We start from the raw sequence: 21,857 nt of genomic DNA, 5'->3' as shown, positions 1-21,857 counted from the left end.
GCGTATTTGTGGAGTTATTCGGGGCTTTCCCAATCTTCCAGTTGCAGACCGGCGACGCGCTGGAATTCCTTCAAGTTATGGGTAACCAAAACCAGACTGTGGGTCAGCGCCGTGGCGGCGATCAACAAATCGTTGGCTCCGATGAGCTTGCCTTTGCGAACCAAATCCTCTCGAACCAAACCGTACTGTTCGGCGCAACGGTCATCGAAAGGCAGGCTCGTCAAGGGGTCGCAGAACCGGCCCAGCAACTGGAGGTTTTCCTCCACGTCGCGGCTGTGGCGGGCGCCGTATTCCAGTTCCGCCCGGACGATGCTGCACAGATGGATTTCCAAGGGATCATGCTGCAGAAAACGTTGCGTCACGGCGGGCACGCGGCCGGTCAGCAACTGAATGCAGGTATTGGTATCGAGCAGATAACCGGCCATTACCAAGCCTCGCGATCTTCCGGCAATATCGGCTCCGGTCGTTCCGGCGGTTCACCGCGCCAGCGGCCTAATACTTCGGTTTTATAAGCTTCCGTCCAGGTAGGGTGCACGTGGGCCGCGACCAGATCGGCCAGGAATTCAGGGACGGTCTTGCCGGCCTTATCAGCCTGCATGTGGACGGCTTTGGCGAGATTGTCCGGCAGGTAAAAACTAAGTTGCGGCATTATCGGTCTCCTCGGATATGTATTTAGGTTCGAAGAAAAAGGAGTAAACCGGTGCTTGATCCGTCTACCCTCCAGACAGCGACGCCCATTGGAGGATAACCGAAGCGTCGATGATGACGGGATCGCTCATGAGTGTCTGTCCCGATTGTCGCGCAACATTGGGTCACATCAGTCATTTTTCGATCCTCGTCTTGTCTTGTAATTCCGTTCTCCAGCTTCGTTCAAGCGCATGGGCGCGCCACAGGAGAGTGCCCTGTTCCAAGGCCTGTGATAGCTGATCCCGGGTCCACATTATCGCTATATCCGCCGCACCAGCAGCAGGCCGCAGCCGAAGGCTTTGGCGGGGCCGATGCCGTGGAAGAGCTTTTCCGTGAACCGCTCGGCATCCTGAATCTTCAATACCCCATTGAATTCAAGCGTGCTCAAGGTGATCGGCTTTGCCGCGCCGGACTTATACCACCGATGTTGATGGTAGCCGTCCACATCCAGGCTTGCGATCTCGAATCCACAGCCCTCCGCCCGCTCGGCCAGCCAGGCGGCACCGGCTTCCCGGACGATTTCCGCCATGGGTGGACGCCGATCTTTTTCCGGATAGCGCCGTTTTTTCAAATCCGCCACCACATCATCCCGGCGGCGGGTTTTGATCTTGGGATCGTCGCTGATCTTGCGTACCTTGACCGGATTGGCCCGTAGGGCGAAGGCCAAATGATCGCCTTGCGAGAGCCGGGGCTCGAACCGGCGGGTTTCGATTTGCCACAAACGGGATAGGTCCACGGCTTCCCGTTGGGAAAGCACATAAAAGGCTGGCCAATGTCCTTGTTGTTCCCGGCGGAACAGGAAATCCCGGCCAGCGGCGCCTTCCCCGAACCAGCGCCAAACCAATTGATGTTCCGCATAGGCGTTGGCCGGCAACGCCCGCGCCAGTTGCTCAACGTCGAGGCCGGGTTTCAGGCGGATGCGATGCAGATAGCCGCTCATGGTTGCCCCCGTCCGTAATGTTCGTTGCGCTTGCCGAACTGCCAACGCTTCCGGCTTAAGGGTACGTCATGGCGCGGAGTGGTATGCAGCACGGGGAGTTCGGTGGGCGCGTGTTCGTCCCAATGATAGTCAGGGGCGCGAGTGTCTAGCCGCTTTGTGATTTCATCCAAGAAAGCTTGTTGCTCGTTCGATTGCCCGGTGTCGTACTGTGCCAACGCGCCCTCAAAGGTTTCCGCTCTGATGCATCTCGGCAGCAGCGGCAAAGCCAGCGGACAAGCCTTACGACCCAGATAAAGCGGCAGGCGCGGACAACGCAGGGCTTCGGCGAGTGTTTCGGGACGATAAGCTGCTTCGCCGCGCGGCCATAGGCAGATGGTATACAATCCATCGCAACGGAAATCGCGAGCCGAAAGGATTGTGTAAAGGTTTTGCCGGTCGCGGGTCTCGTCACGGCGAGTTCGCAGATGCTTCAAACGGCTGGTGGATTCGGGAATCTGCGTGGTGTGGTAATCCCTAAGCAGAACCCCGGCGGCATCCACCCGCACCGCATAACCGTAGCCATCTGCCAAGGCTTGCTGTTTGTCGTCCTCGTGCCGCCGGATGCCGAGTGCCGCCGCAACCAGCCCCAGAACCGCCGATTTCGAGGGATGTGGCGTGGTCGGGCGCTGCTCGCCCACGGCGATATCGCCCCAGGCGGCCAGGGGGCCGTAAAGCCGGAATATCAGGAACTCAGGCATGGCAGTCGTCCTTTACGAAATTGAGAATGGCTTGCAGGCCGCCTTCGGGCTTGGTGGCGTCCATGACCGAACAAGCATCGGCGCAGGGGCCGTAAACCTTGTCCATGTTTTCCCGCGTCGAGGTCAGTGCCTTGATGGCGTTGGCCAACATGCCGTCTTTATACCCATCCACCGGCTTGAGAAACGCAACGGACAGGGAGCGCGGCTGCTGACTGCCGCGTTCTGCCAGAATGAACGAAGCGCGGGCGCGAGAGCCGAAACTGTTCTGTTTGCCGGTTGGCGCCACGGTAGCGGCGGCTTCTACCAAAGCGGAAAGCGCTCGGTTCGCTAGTTCTCTGCCGCCGTTGAGGTTCTCGACGAGCAAATCCTTGTCGATGCACAGGTAGAGATAGAACAGGCCCGCCGCGAATTCGGTTTCCCCCATGTGGCCGGCGCCCACGTCTTCAATGCCCTTGTTTAGATCGTCCACGGCGGTAAAGAAGTCGTCCTCGATGGCGACCTTATGCACGCTGATGGCGTGGGCCACCTGAGCGGCGGCTTCCATGTTGTAGCGCGGGGCATCGGCCAACATCCGGCCAAACAGGGCAATATCGGCAGCCGTATGCTTTTCCCGCAGAAGTTGTAATTCATCGGCGGTGGGCTCAGTGCCGCGTTCGGCGAGGGTTGCGGTTAGGGCGTCGATGGCGTTCCGCTCTTCCGGACTGATATGGGCCAGTTGCCTGATGGCCAGGGTTTTAGCCAAGGCTTTGGGAACGCTGCTGCCATCAGCCAAAACCACTTCTTCCTGCTCTTCTTCACCGGCTTTCTTGTCAGAGGCTTCCAGCTTGCCGAAAACCGAGGCGATTTTTTGCGCCCACTCCTGTGCTTGCTTCTCCTTTACACCTTTTTGCTTGAGGGCCTTATAGATTTCTACACCCATCAATTTGGTGCGGGTGCCCTTGTGATCTTTCAGTGCAGCTTCCATCACTTCCGAAGTCCTCCAGGCCCGCTTGAGGCTTTGCGAGGAAATCCGCAGCCGTGTTTCGCCGCCCATCACGGCGGTCTTGGGCCGGCCCAGGTCGTCGCGGTTGAGATTGGAAGGAGGGAATGAAGTTAGAAGGTGCAGTTGGATGAAGCAGGTCATGACGGGATTCTCCAGTTCTTGTTAGTCTTGCTGTTTTTGTTCCCTCTCCCTCTGGGAGAGGGTTGGGGTGAGGGGGCTTCATTCAGGATTTGGCGGCTTTGCCCGTTTTTTCCTCTTCGGTCAGCAGCGCTTCGTAATACTCCATCGTCCAGCGTTGCCGGGTTCGCTCGCTCCAAGAGTACAGGTCATGGGCCAAGGCAGCGACGGGGGCGGTTTCGTCAGCCAAGGGCAAAACTCGGATCAGCGCGGGAAACATTTCTTCTAGCGATCCGCAACTTGCCAGACGCCGGAAACGCAATTCCCCGACACGTGGCTCTCCGTTTGCTTTGGACTGGGCCAACCAAGCAGGAAACTTCAAATCGGTGGTTTGCTTGACGCGGGTCAATATTCCGGCGACAGCGGCAATAGCAGGTTCCTTGTATTGCACGTCGCAACCGGCCTTGCGCAATCGCCAAAGCAAAGCCTGAAAGCGTGGGACCAGCAGAATTTCCGCCAGGGTTTTGCAGCGCTTAAGCTCTGCCAGTTCGCCGCGCCGGTTGGGTTGGCCCTCGGCTTCGGAAGTGGGCTGCATTTCCTTCCACCATTCGGTGACGATGGCATCGAACAGCTTTCTTTTTTCTTTTCGGGTATCGGGTGAGGTTTCCATGCCGAGTCTTCTTATTTCTTAGGGTTCGGTTTAAGGGGCAAATCCAATAGGATCTTGATGTCCTTCTTGTAATTGAAGCGCATCAGGTCGCGGCGCGCTTCGGCGATGCGGCGGGGGTTTTGTTCGGCTATTTGGGCCGTATTGGCGTAGCGGTCGAAAGTTTGCAGCGTGTAGCGGTTGAGATGGCCGTGCCAGTCAAGAAAAGTTTGCTTGCGGTGCTCTTTGTTACCGGATTCGACGGCCAGCTTATCCAACAGCCGATAGAATTCATTCTCCGTATCCGACCAAAACGCCACATCCAGAAAACCGGTATCGGCTCCGCTACGGCGGGGATCGCCATCGCTGAACCAGGCATCTTTGAGACAGGAACGGAGATTGCCGAGGAACTGGACGGCGGCTTCGATCATTCGTTTAACGGCATCTTCAAAGGAAACGCGCTTGGCTTCTTCCAGTTCATAAAGCGGCATGGTCGCTTCGTACCAGCAGCGCGGTTTCATGTTGTCCATGTCGTAACCGAAGGCCCATAGGCGGAAACGGTAGCCATCTCGGTGTAGGCCGAGATTCCAGAAGCGCTGCACGGTTGCCGCAGGAACCCGTTGAATCTTCTTGTCCTGGTTGCTCTGCACCAGTCCCAGCCAATGTCGGTAGCTGATCGAGCCTTTGGGATGCATGGGCAGCACTTCGCCCGCCGCCTCGCGGGTGTGCGGGCTGAGTGTATGTTCCCAGGCGCCGTTGTAATTCACTCCGTAATTCTTGGTGCGGTATTGCCTGACCAGAACTTCGCGAGGTTCGCCGGACAATCCGCATGCGCCGCTACCCACATCCTCGAAATCCAGACGGATGCGTCGGGGCATGCCCCAGAACATTTGCAGCGGATTAACGTCATGCCGCGTGGTATTCAGTGTTTTGCTGTCCTTCTCGCTGGTACGAGTAGGCGCCAGCCAAGGGAAGATGTCTTCGGGCCGGTTATGCTCGCTTTTGAAAACCGAGGCTTCCAACACATTGAGCCAAAGAGTTTGCCAGAGCGTCGCGAGTTTTCCATAGTCCGTCGGCGCGCACACCACCAAAGTGGTCAACGGCCCGCCGCCGCGCAACGAAGTCCGATGGCCGACACCGCCTGCGGGAGCATTGGTTTGCAAGGCAAACAAGGCCATGGCCGCCGAGGCCGGTGAAAATCCCTGTTGCGGCAGATTCTTGATGAAGTGAGTTTCGCTGCCGGCGGTGTCTATGAGCAGGGCGGTCATGGGCAGGGGCTTTTGCGCAGCCAGTGGGTCACGGTCCTGCATGAAGCGCGGACCTTCCCCGTCTAGATTGAAAGCGTCCTGGTAACGGGAAAAAGCGGCTTTTAATTCGTCGGGGGTGGGGGGCGTGCCGAAGAAGCGGTCTTCCCATTCGTCCTTGCTTTTGGGCGCGAAGGTGGTTTGCAGGAGGCCGATGAGGAACTGAACTAATACGCCGTTGAAGTCCGGGCGGGGAGCGTCCATTGCCATAACAGGATTGTCGCCATGGTCGGCGGTGAGTTCCCAGGGGGCAATCCTAGCCTTGGATGTCCGGCCCGTTGCCCTGTTGACGCGGAGTACGGAGAGACAACATTCAGTGAGAAGATTAAATGCCATCAGTATGTTCTCTAGCGATCAGAATAAGGATGTCCGTCGTTGTCATGATCGGGAAATTGCTCTAACTCCCATCGACGCTCTTTATCGGCTTGGTGCTCGCTTTTATCCTGCCAAATGCCTTGCTCCAATTCCCGCAAGCGGTTTGCCATGATGGCGAAGTCATTTTTCAAGTGCTGAATTAGTTCCAGTGTGCTTAGGCGCATCGTGCCTCTCCAGAGAGTGATCAACCAGTTTTTTGCATACGCTCTCCTTAGAAGCATGTACACGAACGGGGATATACAAAGTATTAAGGGGGCGCAGGCAGGGGTATGCTATCCTATCGCCTGTTCCCGCTCAACAGTGGGATGAACCGCATGTGCACGATGGGGGATATACAAAACCCATCTAGTTCCCAAACTTTCGTTGGGACTTGGGGGCGGCACCGCCGCCCCTACACTCGCCGTAATCCCATCCGAGGGTTGTAACTCAAGGTCACGGTCTCCCCGCTCTTATTCTTGCCTTGCCCTATCCAAGCTTGGTTTTCCAGGCGCAAGACCAGCAGCTTGCTCCACTTTCCCTTGTCCGGCATTCCTTCGCGGCAACGTTCTACCTCTTCCTGCAAGGCCGGATCGCCTTCGGCCATTTCTTCCGCGAACAGCGATACCCGTACACTGAGTTGGCTCAACTCCCAGGCGAACTTTTCGGCGGGAATCCACGGCTTCACTTTTCCATCTTCCCAACGGGCCAGCCGTAGCGTGACCGAGGGTTGATCTTCTAGGCGGGTCGGCGTCAGGGCGTCGTCCCAAGGATCGAAGCCTTCGTCTTCATATCCTTTTTCCAATTTGATGGCGTTGGCCGAAGCAACGGCTTGCTTGGCGGACTTGTCGCCTTCTACCTTGTTGGTCTTGCCTTGGAAAGCGGTTGGAATCGAGGCGTCGGCGTCTTTACCGTAAACGCCTTCAATAAGTGTGCGGGCGTTGTCGGGCATGACGAGCTTTCCGGATTCCCGCAGCAATTTGGCGGTGAGCCAAAGCCGGCCGTGATCCGGATACACCGCAGCGGTTCCAGGCATTGGGACACCGATCCAATTCGACTCGGGCGCATCGGTAAATTCCGGGCCAAACAACCAAAGCTTCGGTGTGCCGCGCCCGCTGATTTCGGCCCGATCACCCGCAGCATCGCGGACATGGCGGCACAGGCGTCCCGCCCGTTGGATGAGCAAATCGACCGGAGCCAAGTCGGAAATCATTACATCCAGGTCGCAATCTACTGAACTTTCAATAACTTGCGAAAAGACTGCTATTTTCCCGCGCCGTTGGAAGGCAGTGCTGTCCGGGCCGAAAATTTTCAACACCTGGCCCTCAATCCCTATTCGGTTCCCCGTTCCCACTCGATCCCCCAAGGCAAACCGGGCATGAAACAAGATAAGGTCATCGTCGGAAATACCGGCTTTTTGCAAGAGATCAAAAGCGGCAATAGCGTCATCGACCGTGTTTCGTATCCAGCAAGCGCAGCGGTTTTCGGCCTTGGCTGCAAGTAAAACAGCAATGGCATCATCGACGGAATGAAGCCAATTGATGTCGACCGAACGCGCCACCTCCGGGCGGGTATCCAGAGAAATTTCATCGGACTGGTTCGGGCCGATTCGGGTTAAGAGAGGATATTGGTTGCTATGCAGGGCCGGAGTGGCGCAACCCAAGCCTTGGCAATAGGCGCTTGCGAGCTTTTCGCGGGTTATATGGGGCAGCGTCGCCGAAAGCAGAATTGCGCTGCCACCGGCAGCGGCATGAAAGGTCAGCAGAACTTCCATGAGCTTCAACATATAGGCATCGGCTGCATGGACCTCGTCCACTATCAGCACCTTGCGAGCCAATCCGAACAGCCGCAATGATTGGTGCCGGGTATAAAGTACCGCCAGCAGGGCTTGATCCACCGTGCCTACGCCAATATCGGCGAGCAAGGCTTTCTTGCGGCTATCGGAAAACCATTTAAACCGCTGATTGCCGGCCGACTCATCATCCCGGTTGTAATCGGTATCGCTGTCTTTTCCACCTGAAAGCAGGGCTTCAAGGACCGGTTCCAAACGGCTAGCGCTATGGGCTAGCACTCGATTGGGTTTTTCCTGGAAAAACTTTCCGTCCAATCCCTTGCCCACGATGCGCCGGAACATCGCGTTCGAGGTTGCCATGGTCGGCAGGCCGAAATAAAAACCGTCAGCCGTACCTCCGGTTATCAAGCGATGGGCCAGCATCAATGCGGCTTCGGTTTTGCCAGCACCTGTTACGTCTTCCAAGATGTACAGTTGCGGCGCCGAGGCCAATGGAATGCCTGCCGCCGCCTCTTGGAGAGGGGTTGGTTGCGCGGGCGGTTTTAGGTATTCAAAGAGTTCGGGCAGGGTCTGCGGGCGTGGCCGGTGCGGGAGCAAACCAATATCTTTAAGGGCATGTTCCGCCTGGGGCAAGGCGAATTGCCCCCAGTAATCGCGCAGGGGTAGCGGTTCATCGGTGTGCGGTTTGATTCGATATTTAAAGTATTCCTCGTTCGAGCCCAGCCAGTCGCACAATACAGCCAGCCCTGCCAACCACCATGATAAAGGCGTAAGCCGTTCGTGAATTACCCTGCTATTCGATAAATTTCCGCCGCGATTGGGCAGCATGAATTCAGCGCAATCGGTGGCAAACTGGATAGCAGCGCTTACATCTCTCTCAGTGAAATGCTCATTGAGCCAAGGAGGTTGATCAGAGGTTTTCGGTGGCTGCCCATGATGGCCGGTGACGATTTTGGCCCAAGCATCAAAAAGCCTTCGACCAGCGCGATCCGCAGAACTACAGAACCAAGTCTGCTCGATAGCTAGAGTCCAGATTTTTTCGATCCAGAGGTAATAGCCGAGGGTGTCATGCCGTATGTTGTAACCATCCAAGGGCTGCTCGTTATTCAAGGTTCGGCCCAAGTCTGCCCGCAATCCCTGAAAACGATAGCTGAACTTGCCCAAGTCGTGCTGGGATAGAAAGAAGACGAACCAATCGGTGAACGTTTTCTCGGTGATTTGCAACCGCTTTGCCCAATCGGCACACAACGCCTTGTGCCGCTCAAGATAAACTTTTCCCACTGCTGCCACGTCCAGGCTGTGATACGGCAAGAGGTGATAAGGTGTTCCGGCTTCACCTTCTTTACGAGCTTTTCCCCAATATTTCCAATAAGTACGATCAGCGGCCATCGCTTATCTCCCATGTGTAACGTGAACGTTATAGCATGGGTGGTGGCTCACCAGATGAGGCTGTAAGGATGCTTTTGTGTCAGAAAAGGCTGATTTGTATGTAAGCTTATGCTTACGGTGTGCGGTGGGACCGGAGTCCGAGGCTTTTTTCGATTAGACGAAGGGGAGAGGATTGGGACGTGGGCGTTTGAAATTCCGATGGGGGATCGGCTTGCTTATTTGATTTATTGGGCTTGTTGCCTTCACCCGGCCTGCCGGCCACCCTCTCCCGGAGGGAGAGGGGACTACCAACTCTTCGTGCGCGTCCTATTTTTCTTTACGCGCTTGAATAAGCGGTTTGCTTGCGCGACCGCTCGGTCCAGTGCTTAGCCGGTCAATTCGCCCAGTGCTTCTCTCAGGGCATCCTCCACCTGCTCCAGCCAGACAAATTCCAGCTTTTCCTTCGCTTCGGCGGGGATCTCTTCCAGCTCCTTTTGGTTGCGGGCCGGCAAGAGCACGCGGGCGATGCCGGCGGCGAGGGCGGCGAGCACCTTCTCTTTAATGCCGCCCACGGGGAGCACGAGGCCGCGGAGGCTGATTTCGCCGGTCATGGCGGTGTCGCTGCGGACCGCTTTTTGAGTCAGGAGGGATACGAGGGCGACGAAGATGGCGACGCCGGCGCTGGGGCCGTCCTTGGGGGTGGCTCCGGCGGGTACGTGGATGTGGATATCGCTTTTCTCGAATATCTCGGGTTGGATGCCGAGGTCGGCGTAGCGGGCCTTGGCGAGACTCAGGGCGGCTTGGGCGCTTTCCTTCATGACGTCCCCCAGTTGCCCGGTCAGCGTCAGCTTGCCGGTGCCGGGGGCGCGGCTGGCTTCGATGAAGAGGATGTCGCCGCCCACCGGAGTCCAGGCGAGGCCGGTGGCGACACCCGGCACGCTGGTACGCATCGCGACTTCACTTTCAAAGCGCCTTGGGCCGAGAATGGTCGGGAGCAGGTCCGGAGTGACTTGCAGTCGCTCGATTTCGCCTTCGGCGATGCGAACGGCGGCATGGCGGAAGACGGCGCCGATCTCCCGCTCCAGGTTTCGGACGCCGGCTTCGCGGGTATAGTCGCGGATGATGGCATTCAGCGCCTCGTCGGTGATTTCGCATCGGTCGGACTCCAAGCCGCAAGCCTCCCGCTGCTTGGAAACAAGATAGCGGCGGGCGATCTGAAGTTTTTCCTCCGCCGTGTAGCCGGGCAGGTGGATCACTTCCATGCGGTCGCGCAAAGCGCCCGGAACGGTGTCCAGTATGTTGGCGGTGCCGATGAACATGACCCGGCTGAGATCGAAGGGAACGGCGATATAGTTGTCGCGGAAGGTGCTGTTCTGCTCGGGGTCGAGCACTTCAAGCAGGGCCGCGGAGGGATCCCCGTGGAAGCTGGCCCCGAGCTTGTCGATTTCGTCCAGCATCATGATGCAGTTGCGGGCGCCGGCCTTGCGGATGGCCTGGATGATGTTGCCGGGCAACGCGCCGATGTAGGTGCGCCGATGACCCCGGATTTCGGCCTCGTCGTGCACGCCCCCAAGGCTGACCCGTACGAACTTCCGTTCGGTGGCGCGGGCGATGCTTTGCCCCAGGGAGGTCTTGCCGACGCCCGGCGGGCCGACGAAGCAGAGGATCGGGCTTTTTCCCGCGGGATTGAGCTTGCGCACCGCCAGGTATTCCAGGATGCGGCGCTTGATCTTTTCGAGGCCGTAATGGTCGTCGTCCAGAACGCGGCGGGCTTCGGCGATATCCAGCCGATCCTCGGTCTCGACCGACCAGGGCAGTTCGACCAACCATTCCAGATAGGCACGCACCATGGAATGTTCGGCGCTCGCCTCGGACATCCGTTCCAGCCGTTTTAATTCTTTAATCGCCTGGTTTTCGGCCTCGTCGGGCATTTTCGCCTTCGCGATGGCTTCGTACAGCTCGCCGATTTCTTCGGTGTGTTCGTCGGTTTCGCCCAGTTGTCTTTGAATGGTTTTAAGCTGCTCCCGAAGCAGAAATTCGCGCTGCCGCTCGTCCATGGTCTGCTTGGTTTGCTCGCTGATTTCCCTGGAGATGCGGAGAACCTGAATGCGGTGGCGAAGGAGGTTTATGATCCGGTCGAGCCGTGTTTGAGGGTCGAGCGTTTCGAGGATTTCCTGTTTTTCGGCGATCGCCAAATCCATGAAAGATGCCACCAAATCGGCCAGCACCGGGGCTGACGACACCTGTTGAACGGCGTTCAACAATTCCGGCGGGGCCTGGGGGAGCAGGGCCAGAACCTCGGCCACCTGGTCCTTCAATTGTAAAAGGCGGGCCTCGATGGCCGGAGTTTCAATCTCTTGCTCCTTGATCGGCTCGATCCGCGCCGCCAGAAACGGATAACCCTCCAGGAACTCGAGGATGCGAAAGCGTTGTTCGCCCTGGCAGACAATGTTGTGCGAGCCTTCCGGGCCGGTCACGTAACGCAGGATGGCGGCCTGCGTGCCGACCGAATACAGCTCGTCCGGTTCGGGCGCGTCCACCTTGGAGTCCCGCTGCAACAGGATTCCGACCGAGACTTCCCGGCGGAGCGCATACTGGGCCGCGGCAATGGACGCTTCGCGTCCGACGCTGATTGGAATAATGACGCCCGGAAACAGCACGATGTTCCGCACCGGGATAATTGCGATCGCATCCGGCGGCAGAGCCGCAGAGGATGTTGTTTGTTTGTCTGATCGTTGTTCAGTTTTCATGGCGGCAATCAATCCGTCTTAAAAAGAGGAATGGTCAGACAGCCGTTTGCGTAAATGGGGTCCCCCGGACGCAGGCGCCAAGGCGGCAGTTGGATGCGCCGCTCGAAGCGGCCGTAAGGGATTTCCAGACGATGGATGACGGCGGTGTCCGGAGTGATTTGCAAAGACCGTTCGCCGGATACGATGAGCATGTCCTCGGTTACGGCAACGTCGATGGCTTCCGGGGACACGCCCGGCAAAACTACCGTGACGGTGACCGAATCGTGCGTTTCGATGATATCGACCGGTGGTTCCCACGCCGGCCGGGAGGCGACGAGTCGATGGACTTGAAAGAAGCGCCGGTGAAGGCGCTCCGCCTGTTCCAACATCTCGCAGGCTTGCGCCCACATCCAGGTTGTCGGACCGTGCGACATGGCAATAATCTCGCGAAAACTGGAGGCTTGAAGCCGTACATGGTCAAAGCCGGCGCGATGCCTGGAACTCGGCCACGGATATCCCTATCCGATGCATAAACTCCCTCGAAGCTCCCGTTTCGATGAATCCGTCGGGAGAGACGATTTAGGTTTCGCCGCTTTCCAATCGCAAACGGTGTCTCCGGGAACGCCGGAGCCACCCTTCCAATCGCAAACGTCGCTTTAATCGCGACCTTCCAATCGCAAACGGGCCTTTAGTCGGCCCCTTCCAATCGCAAACGTCGCTTTAGTCGCGACCTTCCATGTACTCCATACGCAATTGGACGCTTCGGGAGTCGCGAAATTCATTGATATCGAGCCGATAAACGGCGCGAAGCCGTCGGCAATCGAGCCAGTCGGCGGGGTCGTCGACGAAAAACGCGATACCGTCGACCAGCTTTTCCGAGTTCGGGATTTTGAGGAGCAGTTTGAGATGGCAGTCGCCGACGATACGGCTTTGCGCCACGTCGAATTCGCCGTCGAACAAGGGCTCCGGAAAGCCTTGGCCCCAGGGGCCGGATTGGCGCAGCAATTCGGCGATTTCCAGTTCCATCTCGTGGGCTTCGAGTTGTCCATCGCTGTGTATGGCGTGGTCGAGGTCCATGCTGATCAAATGGCGGGCCACTTCCTCCTCGAAGATTTCGGCGAACTCGGGCAGGTTGTCGCGGTGGAGACTCAGTCCCGCAGCCATGGCGTGTCCGCCGAACCTCCGCAGCAATTCCGGACGGCGGGTCGCGATATCGCTCAGGACGTCGCGGATGTGAACGCCGGGAATGGAGCGCGCGGACCCTTTGATTTCATCACCATCGGTGACGGCGAAGGCGATCACCGGCCGGTTCAGGCGGTCCTTGATCCGGGACGCGAGTATGCCGACCACGCCCTGGTGCCAGGACTCGTCGAACAAGCAAAGTCCCGCCTTCGTCGCCAAAGAGGTATCGAGGTCTTCGAGATGGGCGAGGGCGTCGAGTTTCATCTGTTCCTCGATCTCGCGCCGGTCCCGGTTCAATTGGTCGAGCCGGACGGCCATGGCGCGGGCGGCATCCGAATCGTCCGTCAGCAAGCACTCGATGCCCAGGGTCATGTCTTCGAGACGTCCGGCGGCATTGAGCCGGGGCGCCACGGCGAAACCGAGATCGGCTGCCGCGATCAGCCGCGAATTGCGCCCGGAAACCTCCAGCAGCGCCAGTAATCCGGCATGGGCTTGTCCCGAGCGGATGCGCATCAGCCCCTGATGAACCAGGATGCGGTTGACGTGATCCAGAGTCACCACATCGGCCACCGTCCCCAAGGCGACCAGATCGAGGAGTTGCGCGAGATTTGGTTCTTCCATGCCTGTCCTGAGCGAAGTCGAAGGGCCGATTCGGGCGAAATGGCCGGCGGCTCGCAGTCGGATTCGCACCGCCGAAAGGACATAAAACATCACGCCCACGCCGGCCAAATACTTGCTCGGGAAGGGATCTCCGGCGAGATTCGGGTTAACGATCGCATCCGCATCGGGAAGCTCCGAGCCCGGCAGGTGATGGTCGGTGATGAGGACCCGGATGCCGCGGGCTTTGGCCGCTGCCGTGCCTTCCAGGCTGGAAATGCCGTTGTCGACGGTCAGCAGAATATCCGGGGCACTTCGGGCGGCCATGGCGACGATTTCCGGTGTCAGGCCGTAGCCGTATTCGAAGCGGTTGGGCACGAGATAGGAAACTTGGCTAGCGCCGAGCAGCCGGAGTCCTCGGACGGCCACGGCGCAGCCGGTGGCTCCGTCGGTGTCGTAATCGGCAATGACGAGAATGCTTTGATCGTTCCGGATCGCCTCCGCCAGTTGATCGGCCATGGCGTCCATGCCGCTTAACAGCCAGGGTGACGGGAGTTTTGCCAGCGAGCGGTCCAACTCGTCGGCGACGGTCAGACGGCGCGCGGTATAAATGCGTTGCAGCAGCGGCGGAAGATGGGAGAAGGCCCGGCCGATGAGCTGATCGGGCGGACGGGGGATGATTTTCTTTTTGACCGGGTAGTAGGGCATTGGGCGGCGAATGGGTTTACTAGGTGGTTAAAGCAGAAAGCTCGGCTTTCTACTCTCGCTCGTAGGACTACTGTACCTGATATTGACAGGCGGTTCTGCCGTTTCGCCCGGGAACGGCGCAACTCGGTCGTGGAAATGGAGAAGCGTGGGCCGGAAACGCTGTGCTTATTCCGGCCTACAAACTACCGAAACAAGTCCGCAATGAGCGGCACGTAATGATCTATCAACAAGGCCGAAAATATCCCGACCAAATAGACCAGCGAATAGCCGAAAGTTGTCATGGCCAGCTTGTTGTCGGCCTCTTTCTTAAGCCGAACCGCGTAGTACAGAAAGCCGCCGCCTAGTCCCACGGCCGCTCCCAGGTAGAGAAAACCGCTCATGCCGGTGAGATACGGGAAGAGGCTCACGATCAGCAGCAATATGGTGTAGAGAAGAATATGCAGTTGGGTGATCTCCACGCCATGGGTGACGGGCAGCATGGGGATGTTGACCTTGGCGTAATCGTCCCGTTTGGCGATCGCATAGGCCCAAAAGTGAGGTGGGGTCCAGGTGAAGATCAGCAGAAACAGCAGCAGGGCGTAAGGGTGCACCCCGCCGGTCACGGCGCACCAGCCGAGTACCGGCGGAGCCGCGCCGGCCGCGCCCCCGATCACGATGTTCTGCGGTGTCGCGCGCTTCAGATAAACGGTGTAAACGAAGGCGTAGCCGATCAGTGAAAGGAAGGTTAAAAACGCGGTAAGCGGGTTCACGAAGACGGTCAGAATCGCCATCGAAAGCACGCCCAGAGTGACGGCGAAGGTCACGACCTGGCTCGGCTGAACGTGGCCGGACGGCAAGGGCCGGTTTTGGGTGCGTGCCATTTCGGCATCGGCGCGCCGGTCCAGGAAGTGATTGAGAGCGGCTGCGGAGGCGGCGGCCAGTCCAATGCCCAGCGTCGCCCACAATGAAACAGCCAGCGGAGGCAGTCCCGGAACGGCCAAAAACATGCCGATCACGGCGGTGAACACGATGTGGCCAACTACCTTGAGCTTGCACAGGGCGAGATAGGTTCTCCAGGAAACGGCGTTCGTGGATTCGATATCAGTCGTCGAGTTCATCGTTTCGCTACGGTCTTCGTTTACAATATCGGCTGGTTCGGCAACCTGCCGTTCGATCCCCAACACATTAAGGAGAGCGTCAAATGCTGTTTCGCGGACTCCGTCTGGCCCTGCTGGTATCACCGCTGTCGCTTCACGCTGCTGAGCCTGCGGTTCACGAGTTCCGGCTGGATAACGGGTTGAAGCTTTTGGTCCAGGAAGACCACCGTGCGCCGGCAGTCGTTTCGCAAGTCTGGTACAAAGTGGGCGCAAGCTATGAGCACGGCGGCATCACCGGAATCTCGCACATGCTTGAACATATGATGTTCAAGGGTACCGAGAAACATCCGCCTGGTGAATTCTCCCGTATTATCGCAGCAAACGGAGGCCGAGAAAACGCCTTCACCGGGCAAGATTACACCGCCTATTTTCAGACCCTGGAAAAGACCAGGCTTCCCGTAAGCTTCGAACTGGAAGCCGACCGCATGCGGTATCTGCTTCTGGCGGACAAGGAATTCAAGAAAGAACAACAAGTTGTCCTGGAGGAACGCCGGCTGCGCACGGACGACCAGCCGCGGGCCAAGATGGAAGAGCATTTTCAGTCGCTCGCCTATACCAATAGTCCTTACAAGAACCCCGTCATCGGTTGGCCGGATGACGTTGGCGGGCTGACCGTCGACGATCTCAAGTATTGGTACGGGCTCTGGTACGCGCCGAATAATGCGACAGTCGTCATCGTGGGCGACGTGAACCCGCAGGAGGTATACACGCTCGCCAAGAAGCATTTCGGCCCGTTGAAACCGAGCAAGCTGCCGGAGATCAAGCCCCGGGGCGAAGTCGAGCAATTGGGGCCGCGTCGTATGACCGTACATCTGCCGGCCAAGCTGCCCTACCTCGTGATGGGCTATAAGACGCCTGCCTTGAGGACGATAGGCCAAGAGGATTGGGAGGCTTACGCCCTGGAAGTCGCCGCCGGGATTCTGGATGGCGGCAACAGCGCCCGCCTGTCCAGCCGTCTGGTGCGCGGGCAGCAGGTGGCCGCATCCGCCGGGGCCGGCTATGACCTCTACTCGCGCTTGTCCAATCTCTTTACCTTGGAGGGTACGCCCGTTCAGGGCAAGACCCTGCAGGCATTGGAGAAAGCGCTGAGGGAGGAAATCCGTCGTCTTCAGGACGAGTCGGTTTCCGCCGCGGAATTGGAGCGGGTCAAGGCGCAAGTGCTGGCCCACCACGTTTATCAGAGGGATTCCATGTTCTATCAGGCCATGCAGCTCGGGGCGACCGAAACCGTCGGACTCGGTTGGAAGACCATTCAAGAGTATGTGGATAAGGTCAACGCCGTGACGGCCGAGCAGATTCAACAGGTCGCCCGCAAATACCTGATCGACGATCGGCTCAGCGTGGCCTATTTGGAACCGTTACCCTTGCCCGAGGGCGCCAAGGCGCCGGAAGAAACCGCACCGATGGGAGGCGATCATGTCCGTTAAGCGCGTGTCCCGATGCCTTGTGCTTCTGTTTTTATTGATCAGCGCGCCGGTATACGCCGTGCCGGAGATCCAGCATTGGGTTTCGCCGCAAGGCGGCCGGATCTATTTCGTACCGACCGAAGGCTTGCCGCTGCTTGACGTCCGTGTCGTCTTCGACGCCGGTAGTGCCCGCGACGCGGAAAAATTCGGTCTCGCGGCCCTCACTTCGGGTATGCTCGATACCGGTGCGGGAGATTGGGACGCCGACGCCATCGCCCAACGGCTCGAGAGCGTCGGGGCATCCTTGGGTACCGGTGTTTCGCGCGATACGGCCTGGTTGTCGCTGCGCAGCCTGACGCATCCCGAAAAGCTCGGCGTCGCACTGGAGACGGGGCGGGAAATTCTGGCTCGTCCCCGTTTCGAGCAAAAAGACTTCGATCGAGAGAAAAACCGGACGTTGCTCGCGATCAAACAGCGCGGCGAACAGCCGGACGACCTCGCCGAAATCGCGTTCTTTCAAGCGCTGTACGGCAACCATCCCTACGCTCACCCTCAGGAAGGGTTTACGGAAACCGTGGAGCCTTTGACCCGCGAGGATCTCGTCGATTTCCACAAACGCTACTACGTGGCGAAAAACGCGATCGTCGTTATCGTGGGCGAGGTGAAACGGGCGGATGCGGAATCGATTGCGGAAAAGCTGCTTTCGGGTCTTGAGCAAGGCGCCGTTTCACCTGCATTGTCGGCGCCCGAGCCCATCCATTCGGTTGAAACCGTCAAGCGGCCGTTCCCTTCCGAGCAGACCCACGTGCGTGCCGGCCTGATCGGGATGACGGCAACCGATCCGGATTATTTCCCCCTTTACGTGGGCAACCACATTTTGGGCGGCAGCGGCCTCGTTTCCCGCATCAGTGAGGAGGTTCGTGAAAAACGGGGGCTTTCCTACAACGCGTACAGCTATTTCATGCCGCTTCGGGAGGCAGGGCCTTTCCAGGTGGGGCTTCAAACCCGCAACGATCAGGCCGAGGAGGCGCTGCGCGTAGCCCTCAAAACCGTCAAGGATTTCGCCGCGAATGGGCCTACCGACAAGGAGTTGGAGGCCGCCAAGAAAAACATCATCGGCGGATTCGTTTTACGCTTGGACAGCAATCAAAAGCTCACCGAGCAGGTGGCTATCGTTGCATTTTACAACCGTCCCCTGGATTATCTCGCCAGGTTCACCGAAAAGGTGGAAGCAGTGACCCGGGAGGATATCAAGCGGGCTTTCCGGTCCCGGGTCGATCCGGATAAGCTCCGGACCGTGCTGGTCGGCGGCGGGGCGAAGTGAAGAATGAGCTCCGCATCATCGGCGGACGCTTCCGCAGCCGCAAACTCAAGTTTCCCGATGCGCCCGGGCTCCGGCCGACACCGGACCGGGTGCGGGAAACGCTGTTCAACTGGCTGCGAGACGAAATCGAGAGCGCCCGCTGCCTTGATCTCTACGCCGGCAGCGGCGCACTGGGCCTTGAAGCCGCTTCCCGCGGCGCCGCGAGGGTCGTGCAGGTGGAGCGGGACGCTGCGGCCTGCGCAGCCCTCGAACGGAATCGCACTCTATTGAACGCAGAGGCGGTGGAAATCGTCCAAGCAGAGGTTAGGCGTTTCTTGGCGGGTGAGGGGCAGCCGTTCGACGTGGTCTTTCTCGACCCACCCTTCCACCAGGATTTGGTAATTCCGTGCTGCCGAGCACTTGAAGAGAACGGTTGGCTATCGTCCCGCGCCAAAATCTATCTGGAAGCCGAAAGCGCCTTTCGGCTCGAGGGTCTTCCGGAGAACTGGCAAATTTTGCGCGGCAACAAGGCGGGCGAAGTCGGCTATCACCTGTGTGAGCGTATATTTTCCGGTTAATTCTCATGATCATCACCGCGATCTATCCCGGAACATTCGATCCCATCACCAACGGTCATGTCGACTTGGTGACCCGTGCCGCCCGCATTTTCGATCGAGTGGTCGTCGCCGTGGCGGAGAACAAGAACAAGATTCCCTTGTTCACTTTGGACGAGCGGGTGGAACTGGCGCGCCATGCGCTGCAGGCCGTGGGAAACGTCGAGATTCTGGGCTTCGATACCTTGCTGGTGAACTGCGCGAAAAAGTGCGGCGCCACTGTGATTCTGCGCGGACTCCGCGCGGTGTCGGATTTCGAGTTCGAGTTTCAATTGGCCGGCATGAACCGCCACCTTTGCGCGGAATTGGAGACGATGTTTTTGACGCCCAGCGAAGAGTACGCGTTCATTTCGTCTTCGGTGATTCGCGAAATTGCAAAGCTCGGCGGGGACGTGTCGAGTTTCGTGCCGGAACTGGTGCGGGAGGCATTGGTCACAAAGTATGCCGATTTTCAAAACGTGTCTTAAAAGCTACTACGCGGTCCAAGTGCGGCGTTGCGCGGTGCTCGGACTCCTCATGTACTCTATGTACACTCCGGGTCCTGTGCTCCGGGCGCCTTGCACTCGGCTCGCTCGCGACGTTTTTAAAACACGTTTTCAGTGAGATAGCTATGGCTCTGATTATTACCGACGAATGTATCAACTGCGATGTGTGCGAGCCCGAGTGCCCGAACGGCGCCATTTCGCAAGGCGAGGAAATTTACGAGATCAACCCGGCGCAGTGCACGGAGTGTGTCGGGCATTTCGACAAGCCGCAATGCATGGAAGTGTGCCCCGTGGACTGTATTCAAAAGGATCCGGATTACTCGGAAGATCACGGGACGCTTTATGAAAAATATTTGGCCTTGGCGAAGGGGTAGGGTGCCCCGCGAAGGAAAGCTTTAGAACCTCCGCTCGGCATGCCTGGCCATTTGCCGCAGTTTGGCCACGGCAAGACGGTTGATTTCCCCGGCCTTTTGTCCGGTCAGCAATTCCAGGGTGTGATCCACCGAGTTCACCGCATGGATCAGGAACGCGCGCCGGCGAACGGCCTCGATAACCTCGTCCTTCAGCATCAAGTTGCGGGTGTTGGCTTTCGGGATGACGACACCTTGTCTCCCGGTAAGTCCCCGCGCTTCGCACAAGCGAAAGAAACCCTCGATCTTTTCGTTAATGCCGCCTACGGTTTGTACCTCGCCGTATTGATTGATTGAACCGGTGACGGCGAAGGATTGGGCCAGCGGCACGCCGGTGAGGGCCGAAATCAAGGCGCACAACTCGGCAAGGGACGCGCTGTCGCCGTCCACATAACCGTAAGATTGCTCCAAGGCGATGTTGGCGGAGATCGCCAGGGGGAATTCCGAGGCATAGTTATGGCCCAGGTAACCCGAAAGAATCATGATGCCTTTGGAGTGGATCGCCTGCCCCAGTTCGGCTTCGCGCTCGATGTCCACCACGCCGCGGCTGCCGGGATAAACGGTGGCGGTAATGCGCGCCGGCATTCCGAATCGCCAGTCCCCGATTTCCAATATGGTCAGGCCGTTGATTCTGCCGACCGAATCCCCATCGGTGTCGATCAGAATGGTATCGCTCAGCATGTCCTCCAGCAGAATCTGGCTGATGCGTCCGAGCCGTTCTTCCCTGGCGGCCAACGCCTTTTGGACATGCCGCTCGGCAATGGCTTCCGCGCCGTCCCGTCCGCGGAGTTGCTCCGCCTCGGCGACCAGCTCGAACACATCGCGCACACGCGCGGAAAGACGTTCCTGATGTTCCGCCAGCCGTGCGCTGTACTCGATCAGCCGAGCGACGCCGCCAGCGGTTATAGGCTTGAAGCCGTCGGCTTCGGCGTGGGTTTTAATCAGCCGGGCAAAATTCAGCATCGATCCGGCGGTGCGTGGGATATCGTCATCGAACTCCGCGAGAACCCGGAATAATTCGTTGAACTCTTCGTCCATGGATTGCAGCAGGTAGTAAAGTTCGCGAGAGCCGACCAGAACGAGCTTGACAGACAACGGGATCACGTCCGGATCAAGCGTCGGAGCGACTGCAAGCTGATCCTCGGTGGGAGACTCGATCCTGATTTGACGGGTTTTAAGCGTTCGCTTCAGCGTCGGCCAGACGTGGGGCTCGGCGATTAATTTCTCGGCCTCCAGTATCAAGTAGCCGCCATTGGCCTGATGCATCGCGCCGGGGTATATCAAGCGGTAATGGGTGGTTAAAACACCTTGTTCGCTAGCGTACTCAAGACGGCCGAATAAGTTGGGGTGGTTGGGATTCGCTTCATAGACCACCGGCGCGCCGGTGCCGGGGCTATGGCTGACCAGTAGCCGCGGGGCATATTGCGCGATCAGGATCGCCCGTTTTGCCGCTTCCTCGTGGGGTTCATGTCCACGCTCTTCAGCCAAATGCTCCACGACAACACGGCGCAGACTGCGGCGTATTTCAGTCAAGTATTGCAGTACCGCCGGCAAATCGGCGTATTTGCTATATAAGCTGTCCAATAGAGGCTCGATGGCTTCGTCGATCGTCGATTTATCGAGCTGTCGCAGTTGGTTAATGCTCTCGCGCTTCCATTGCGGCATTTCCGAGAGGAGTTCATTCAGGTAATCCTCTAATTCCCTAACGTGATCGTGGAACCTGTCCTTTTCGGTGTTCGGCAAGGCGGCGAAATCGTCTTCTCCGGCAGGTTTACCGTTCATCAGCGGGCTGAATACGACGGTGTCGCCGTCGCGGAAGAGGGCGATGCTATAGTGCTTGGCGCGCCGCTCGACCTTGTCGACCGCCCGGTTATAGCGTTGCTTGACCTCTCGGTCGACGGCCGTTTTGCGCCTTAGGTAAGCCGGGTTCTCGAAAGCCGCCGGAAAGGTCGCCAGAAGGTTGTCGACCAGCGTTTCGATATCGGCGAGCAAGGATTTGCCGAGGCCCGGCGGGAGCTGCAAAGCGAATGGTTTGCGCGGGTCGTCGAAATTGTTGAGGTAGGCCCAATCATCTGAAGACGCCTGTTCTCGCGCGCGAGCCTTGAGATAGTTGCCGACCAACGAGAGGCGTCCGGTTCCGGTTTCGCCCATGACGTAGATGTTGTAGCCGGGCCTTTGCATGGCGACGCCGAAAGCGATGGCCGAGTGTGCCCGAATCTGTCCCAGCATGCCGTGGAACGGTTCCAGATCTTCGGTTGTCGCGAAGGATAGATTCTCCAGTCGAACGCCCGCTTTGAGGGCTGCGGGAGGTAATCCGAATGTTGCGTGAGAGCTTGTCATCGGAGATATTCCAAACGATCTTG

General features: G+C 58.4%; 19 protein-coding genes. 5 read left to right on the top strand and 14 right to left on the bottom strand.

What is annotated here, in order from left to right:
* Window positions 1-14: 14 nt before the first annotated feature.
* The 13 genes from vapC to cyoE all read right to left on the bottom strand — a co-directional run bounded on the left by vapC (window position 15) and on the right by cyoE (window position 15,237).
* Window positions 15-425: a type II toxin-antitoxin system tRNA(fMet)-specific endonuclease VapC gene (gene vapC, locus VEB01_RS12460; protein WP_324875888.1), complete on the bottom strand. Its 411-nt coding sequence runs from the start codon at window positions 423-425 to the stop codon at window positions 15-17.
* Window positions 425-649, bottom strand: coding sequence for a hypothetical protein (locus VEB01_RS12455; RefSeq protein WP_324875886.1), 225 nt, complete (start codon window positions 647-649; stop codon window positions 425-427). Before VEB01_RS12455 ends, vapC begins: the two co-directional genes overlap by 1 nt.
* A 297-nt stretch (window positions 650-946) precedes the next feature.
* On the bottom strand, window positions 947-1,627 hold the full coding sequence (gene cas6e / locus VEB01_RS12450; protein ID WP_324875884.1) for a type I-E CRISPR-associated protein Cas6/Cse3/CasE: 681 nt from the start codon (window positions 1,625-1,627) through the stop codon (window positions 947-949).
* Complete coding sequence (gene cas5e, locus VEB01_RS12445) at window positions 1,624-2,364, bottom strand: type I-E CRISPR-associated protein Cas5/CasD (RefSeq protein WP_324875882.1); 741 nt, start codon at window positions 2,362-2,364, stop codon at window positions 1,624-1,626. Before cas5e ends, cas6e begins: the two co-directional genes overlap by 4 nt.
* Complete coding sequence (cas7e, locus tag VEB01_RS12440; protein WP_324875880.1) at window positions 2,357-3,487, bottom strand: type I-E CRISPR-associated protein Cas7/Cse4/CasC; 1,131 nt, start codon at window positions 3,485-3,487, stop codon at window positions 2,357-2,359. The genes cas5e and cas7e overlap by 8 nt, the downstream gene beginning before the upstream one ends.
* A gap of 82 nt (window positions 3,488-3,569) precedes the next feature.
* Window positions 3,570-4,133 carry a type I-E CRISPR-associated protein Cse2/CasB gene (casB, locus tag VEB01_RS12435; protein ID WP_324875878.1) on the bottom strand — a complete coding sequence of 188 codons (564 nt, stop codon included), beginning with the start codon at window positions 4,131-4,133 and terminating at the stop codon, window positions 3,570-3,572.
* Between the two features lie 11 nt (window positions 4,134-4,144).
* Window positions 4,145-5,749 carry a type I-E CRISPR-associated protein Cse1/CasA gene (casA, locus tag VEB01_RS12430; protein WP_324875876.1) on the bottom strand — a complete coding sequence of 535 codons (1,605 nt, stop codon included), beginning with the start codon at window positions 5,747-5,749 and terminating at the stop codon, window positions 4,145-4,147.
* An 11-nt stretch (window positions 5,750-5,760) separates the two neighbouring features.
* Window positions 5,761-5,952 (bottom strand): hypothetical protein, encoded by a 192-nt coding sequence (locus VEB01_RS12425; protein WP_324875875.1) that lies wholly within the window; start codon window positions 5,950-5,952, stop codon window positions 5,761-5,763.
* A gap of 227 nt (window positions 5,953-6,179) precedes the next feature.
* The gene (cas3, locus tag VEB01_RS12420; protein ID WP_324875873.1) at window positions 6,180-8,945 is read right to left on the bottom strand and encodes a CRISPR-associated helicase Cas3'; all 2,766 of its coding nucleotides are present in this window, start codon (window positions 8,943-8,945) and stop codon (window positions 6,180-6,182) included.
* Window positions 8,946-9,310: 365 nt separating this feature from the next.
* Entirely contained in the window at window positions 9,311-11,674 is a 2,364-nt protein-coding gene (lon, locus tag VEB01_RS12415; protein WP_324875871.1) for an endopeptidase La, read from the bottom strand.
* An 8-nt stretch (window positions 11,675-11,682) separates the two neighbouring features.
* Entirely contained in the window at window positions 11,683-12,087 is a 405-nt protein-coding gene (locus VEB01_RS12410; RefSeq protein ID WP_324875869.1) for an Hsp20/alpha crystallin family protein, read from the bottom strand.
* A 286-nt stretch (window positions 12,088-12,373) separates the two neighbouring features.
* On the bottom strand, window positions 12,374-14,140 hold the full coding sequence (recJ, locus tag VEB01_RS12405; protein ID WP_324875867.1) for a single-stranded-DNA-specific exonuclease RecJ: 1,767 nt from the start codon (window positions 14,138-14,140) through the stop codon (window positions 12,374-12,376).
* Between the two features lie 182 nt (window positions 14,141-14,322).
* Entirely contained in the window at window positions 14,323-15,237 is a 915-nt protein-coding gene (gene cyoE, locus VEB01_RS12400; protein WP_324875866.1) for a heme o synthase, read from the bottom strand.
* Window positions 15,238-15,320: 83 nt separating this feature from the next.
* On the opposite strand from cyoE, the gene VEB01_RS12395 reads away from it, so the two are divergent.
* The 5 genes from VEB01_RS12395 (at window position 15,321) to VEB01_RS12375 (ending at window position 19,458) form a co-directional block, all read left to right on the top strand.
* Window positions 15,321-16,703, top strand: a complete 1,383-nt coding sequence (locus VEB01_RS12395; RefSeq protein ID WP_324875865.1) for a M16 family metallopeptidase — start codon at window positions 15,321-15,323, stop codon at window positions 16,701-16,703.
* A complete protein-coding gene (locus tag VEB01_RS12390) occupies window positions 16,693-18,006 on the top strand; it encodes a M16 family metallopeptidase (RefSeq protein ID WP_324875863.1) in 1,314 nt (437 codons plus the stop codon). Before VEB01_RS12395 ends, VEB01_RS12390 begins: the two co-directional genes overlap by 11 nt.
* Window positions 18,003-18,563, top strand: a complete 561-nt coding sequence (gene rsmD / locus VEB01_RS12385) for a 16S rRNA (guanine(966)-N(2))-methyltransferase RsmD (protein ID WP_324875861.1) — start codon at window positions 18,003-18,005, stop codon at window positions 18,561-18,563. The genes VEB01_RS12390 and rsmD overlap by 4 nt, the downstream gene beginning before the upstream one ends.
* Window positions 18,564-18,568: 5 nt before the next feature.
* Window positions 18,569-19,066 (top strand): pantetheine-phosphate adenylyltransferase, encoded by a 498-nt coding sequence (gene coaD / locus VEB01_RS12380; protein ID WP_324875859.1) that lies wholly within the window; start codon window positions 18,569-18,571, stop codon window positions 19,064-19,066.
* 143 nt (window positions 19,067-19,209) lie between these two features.
* Window positions 19,210-19,458, top strand: a complete 249-nt coding sequence (locus VEB01_RS12375) for a YfhL family 4Fe-4S dicluster ferredoxin (protein WP_324875857.1) — start codon at window positions 19,210-19,212, stop codon at window positions 19,456-19,458.
* Window positions 19,459-19,479: 21 nt separating this feature from the next.
* Here VEB01_RS12375 and VEB01_RS12370 read toward each other — a convergent pair whose 3' ends face one another.
* Entirely contained in the window at window positions 19,480-21,834 is a 2,355-nt protein-coding gene (locus VEB01_RS12370) for a Lon protease family protein (RefSeq protein WP_324875855.1), read from the bottom strand.
* Window positions 21,835-21,857: the final 23 nt, after the last annotated feature.

Origin of the sequence: Methylocaldum sp., from assembly GCF_035627495.1 — a bacterium.
Taxonomy (GTDB): Bacteria; Pseudomonadota; Gammaproteobacteria; order Methylococcales; family Methylococcaceae; genus Methylocaldum.
This window is presented reverse-complemented; position numbering and strand designations above follow the sequence as displayed.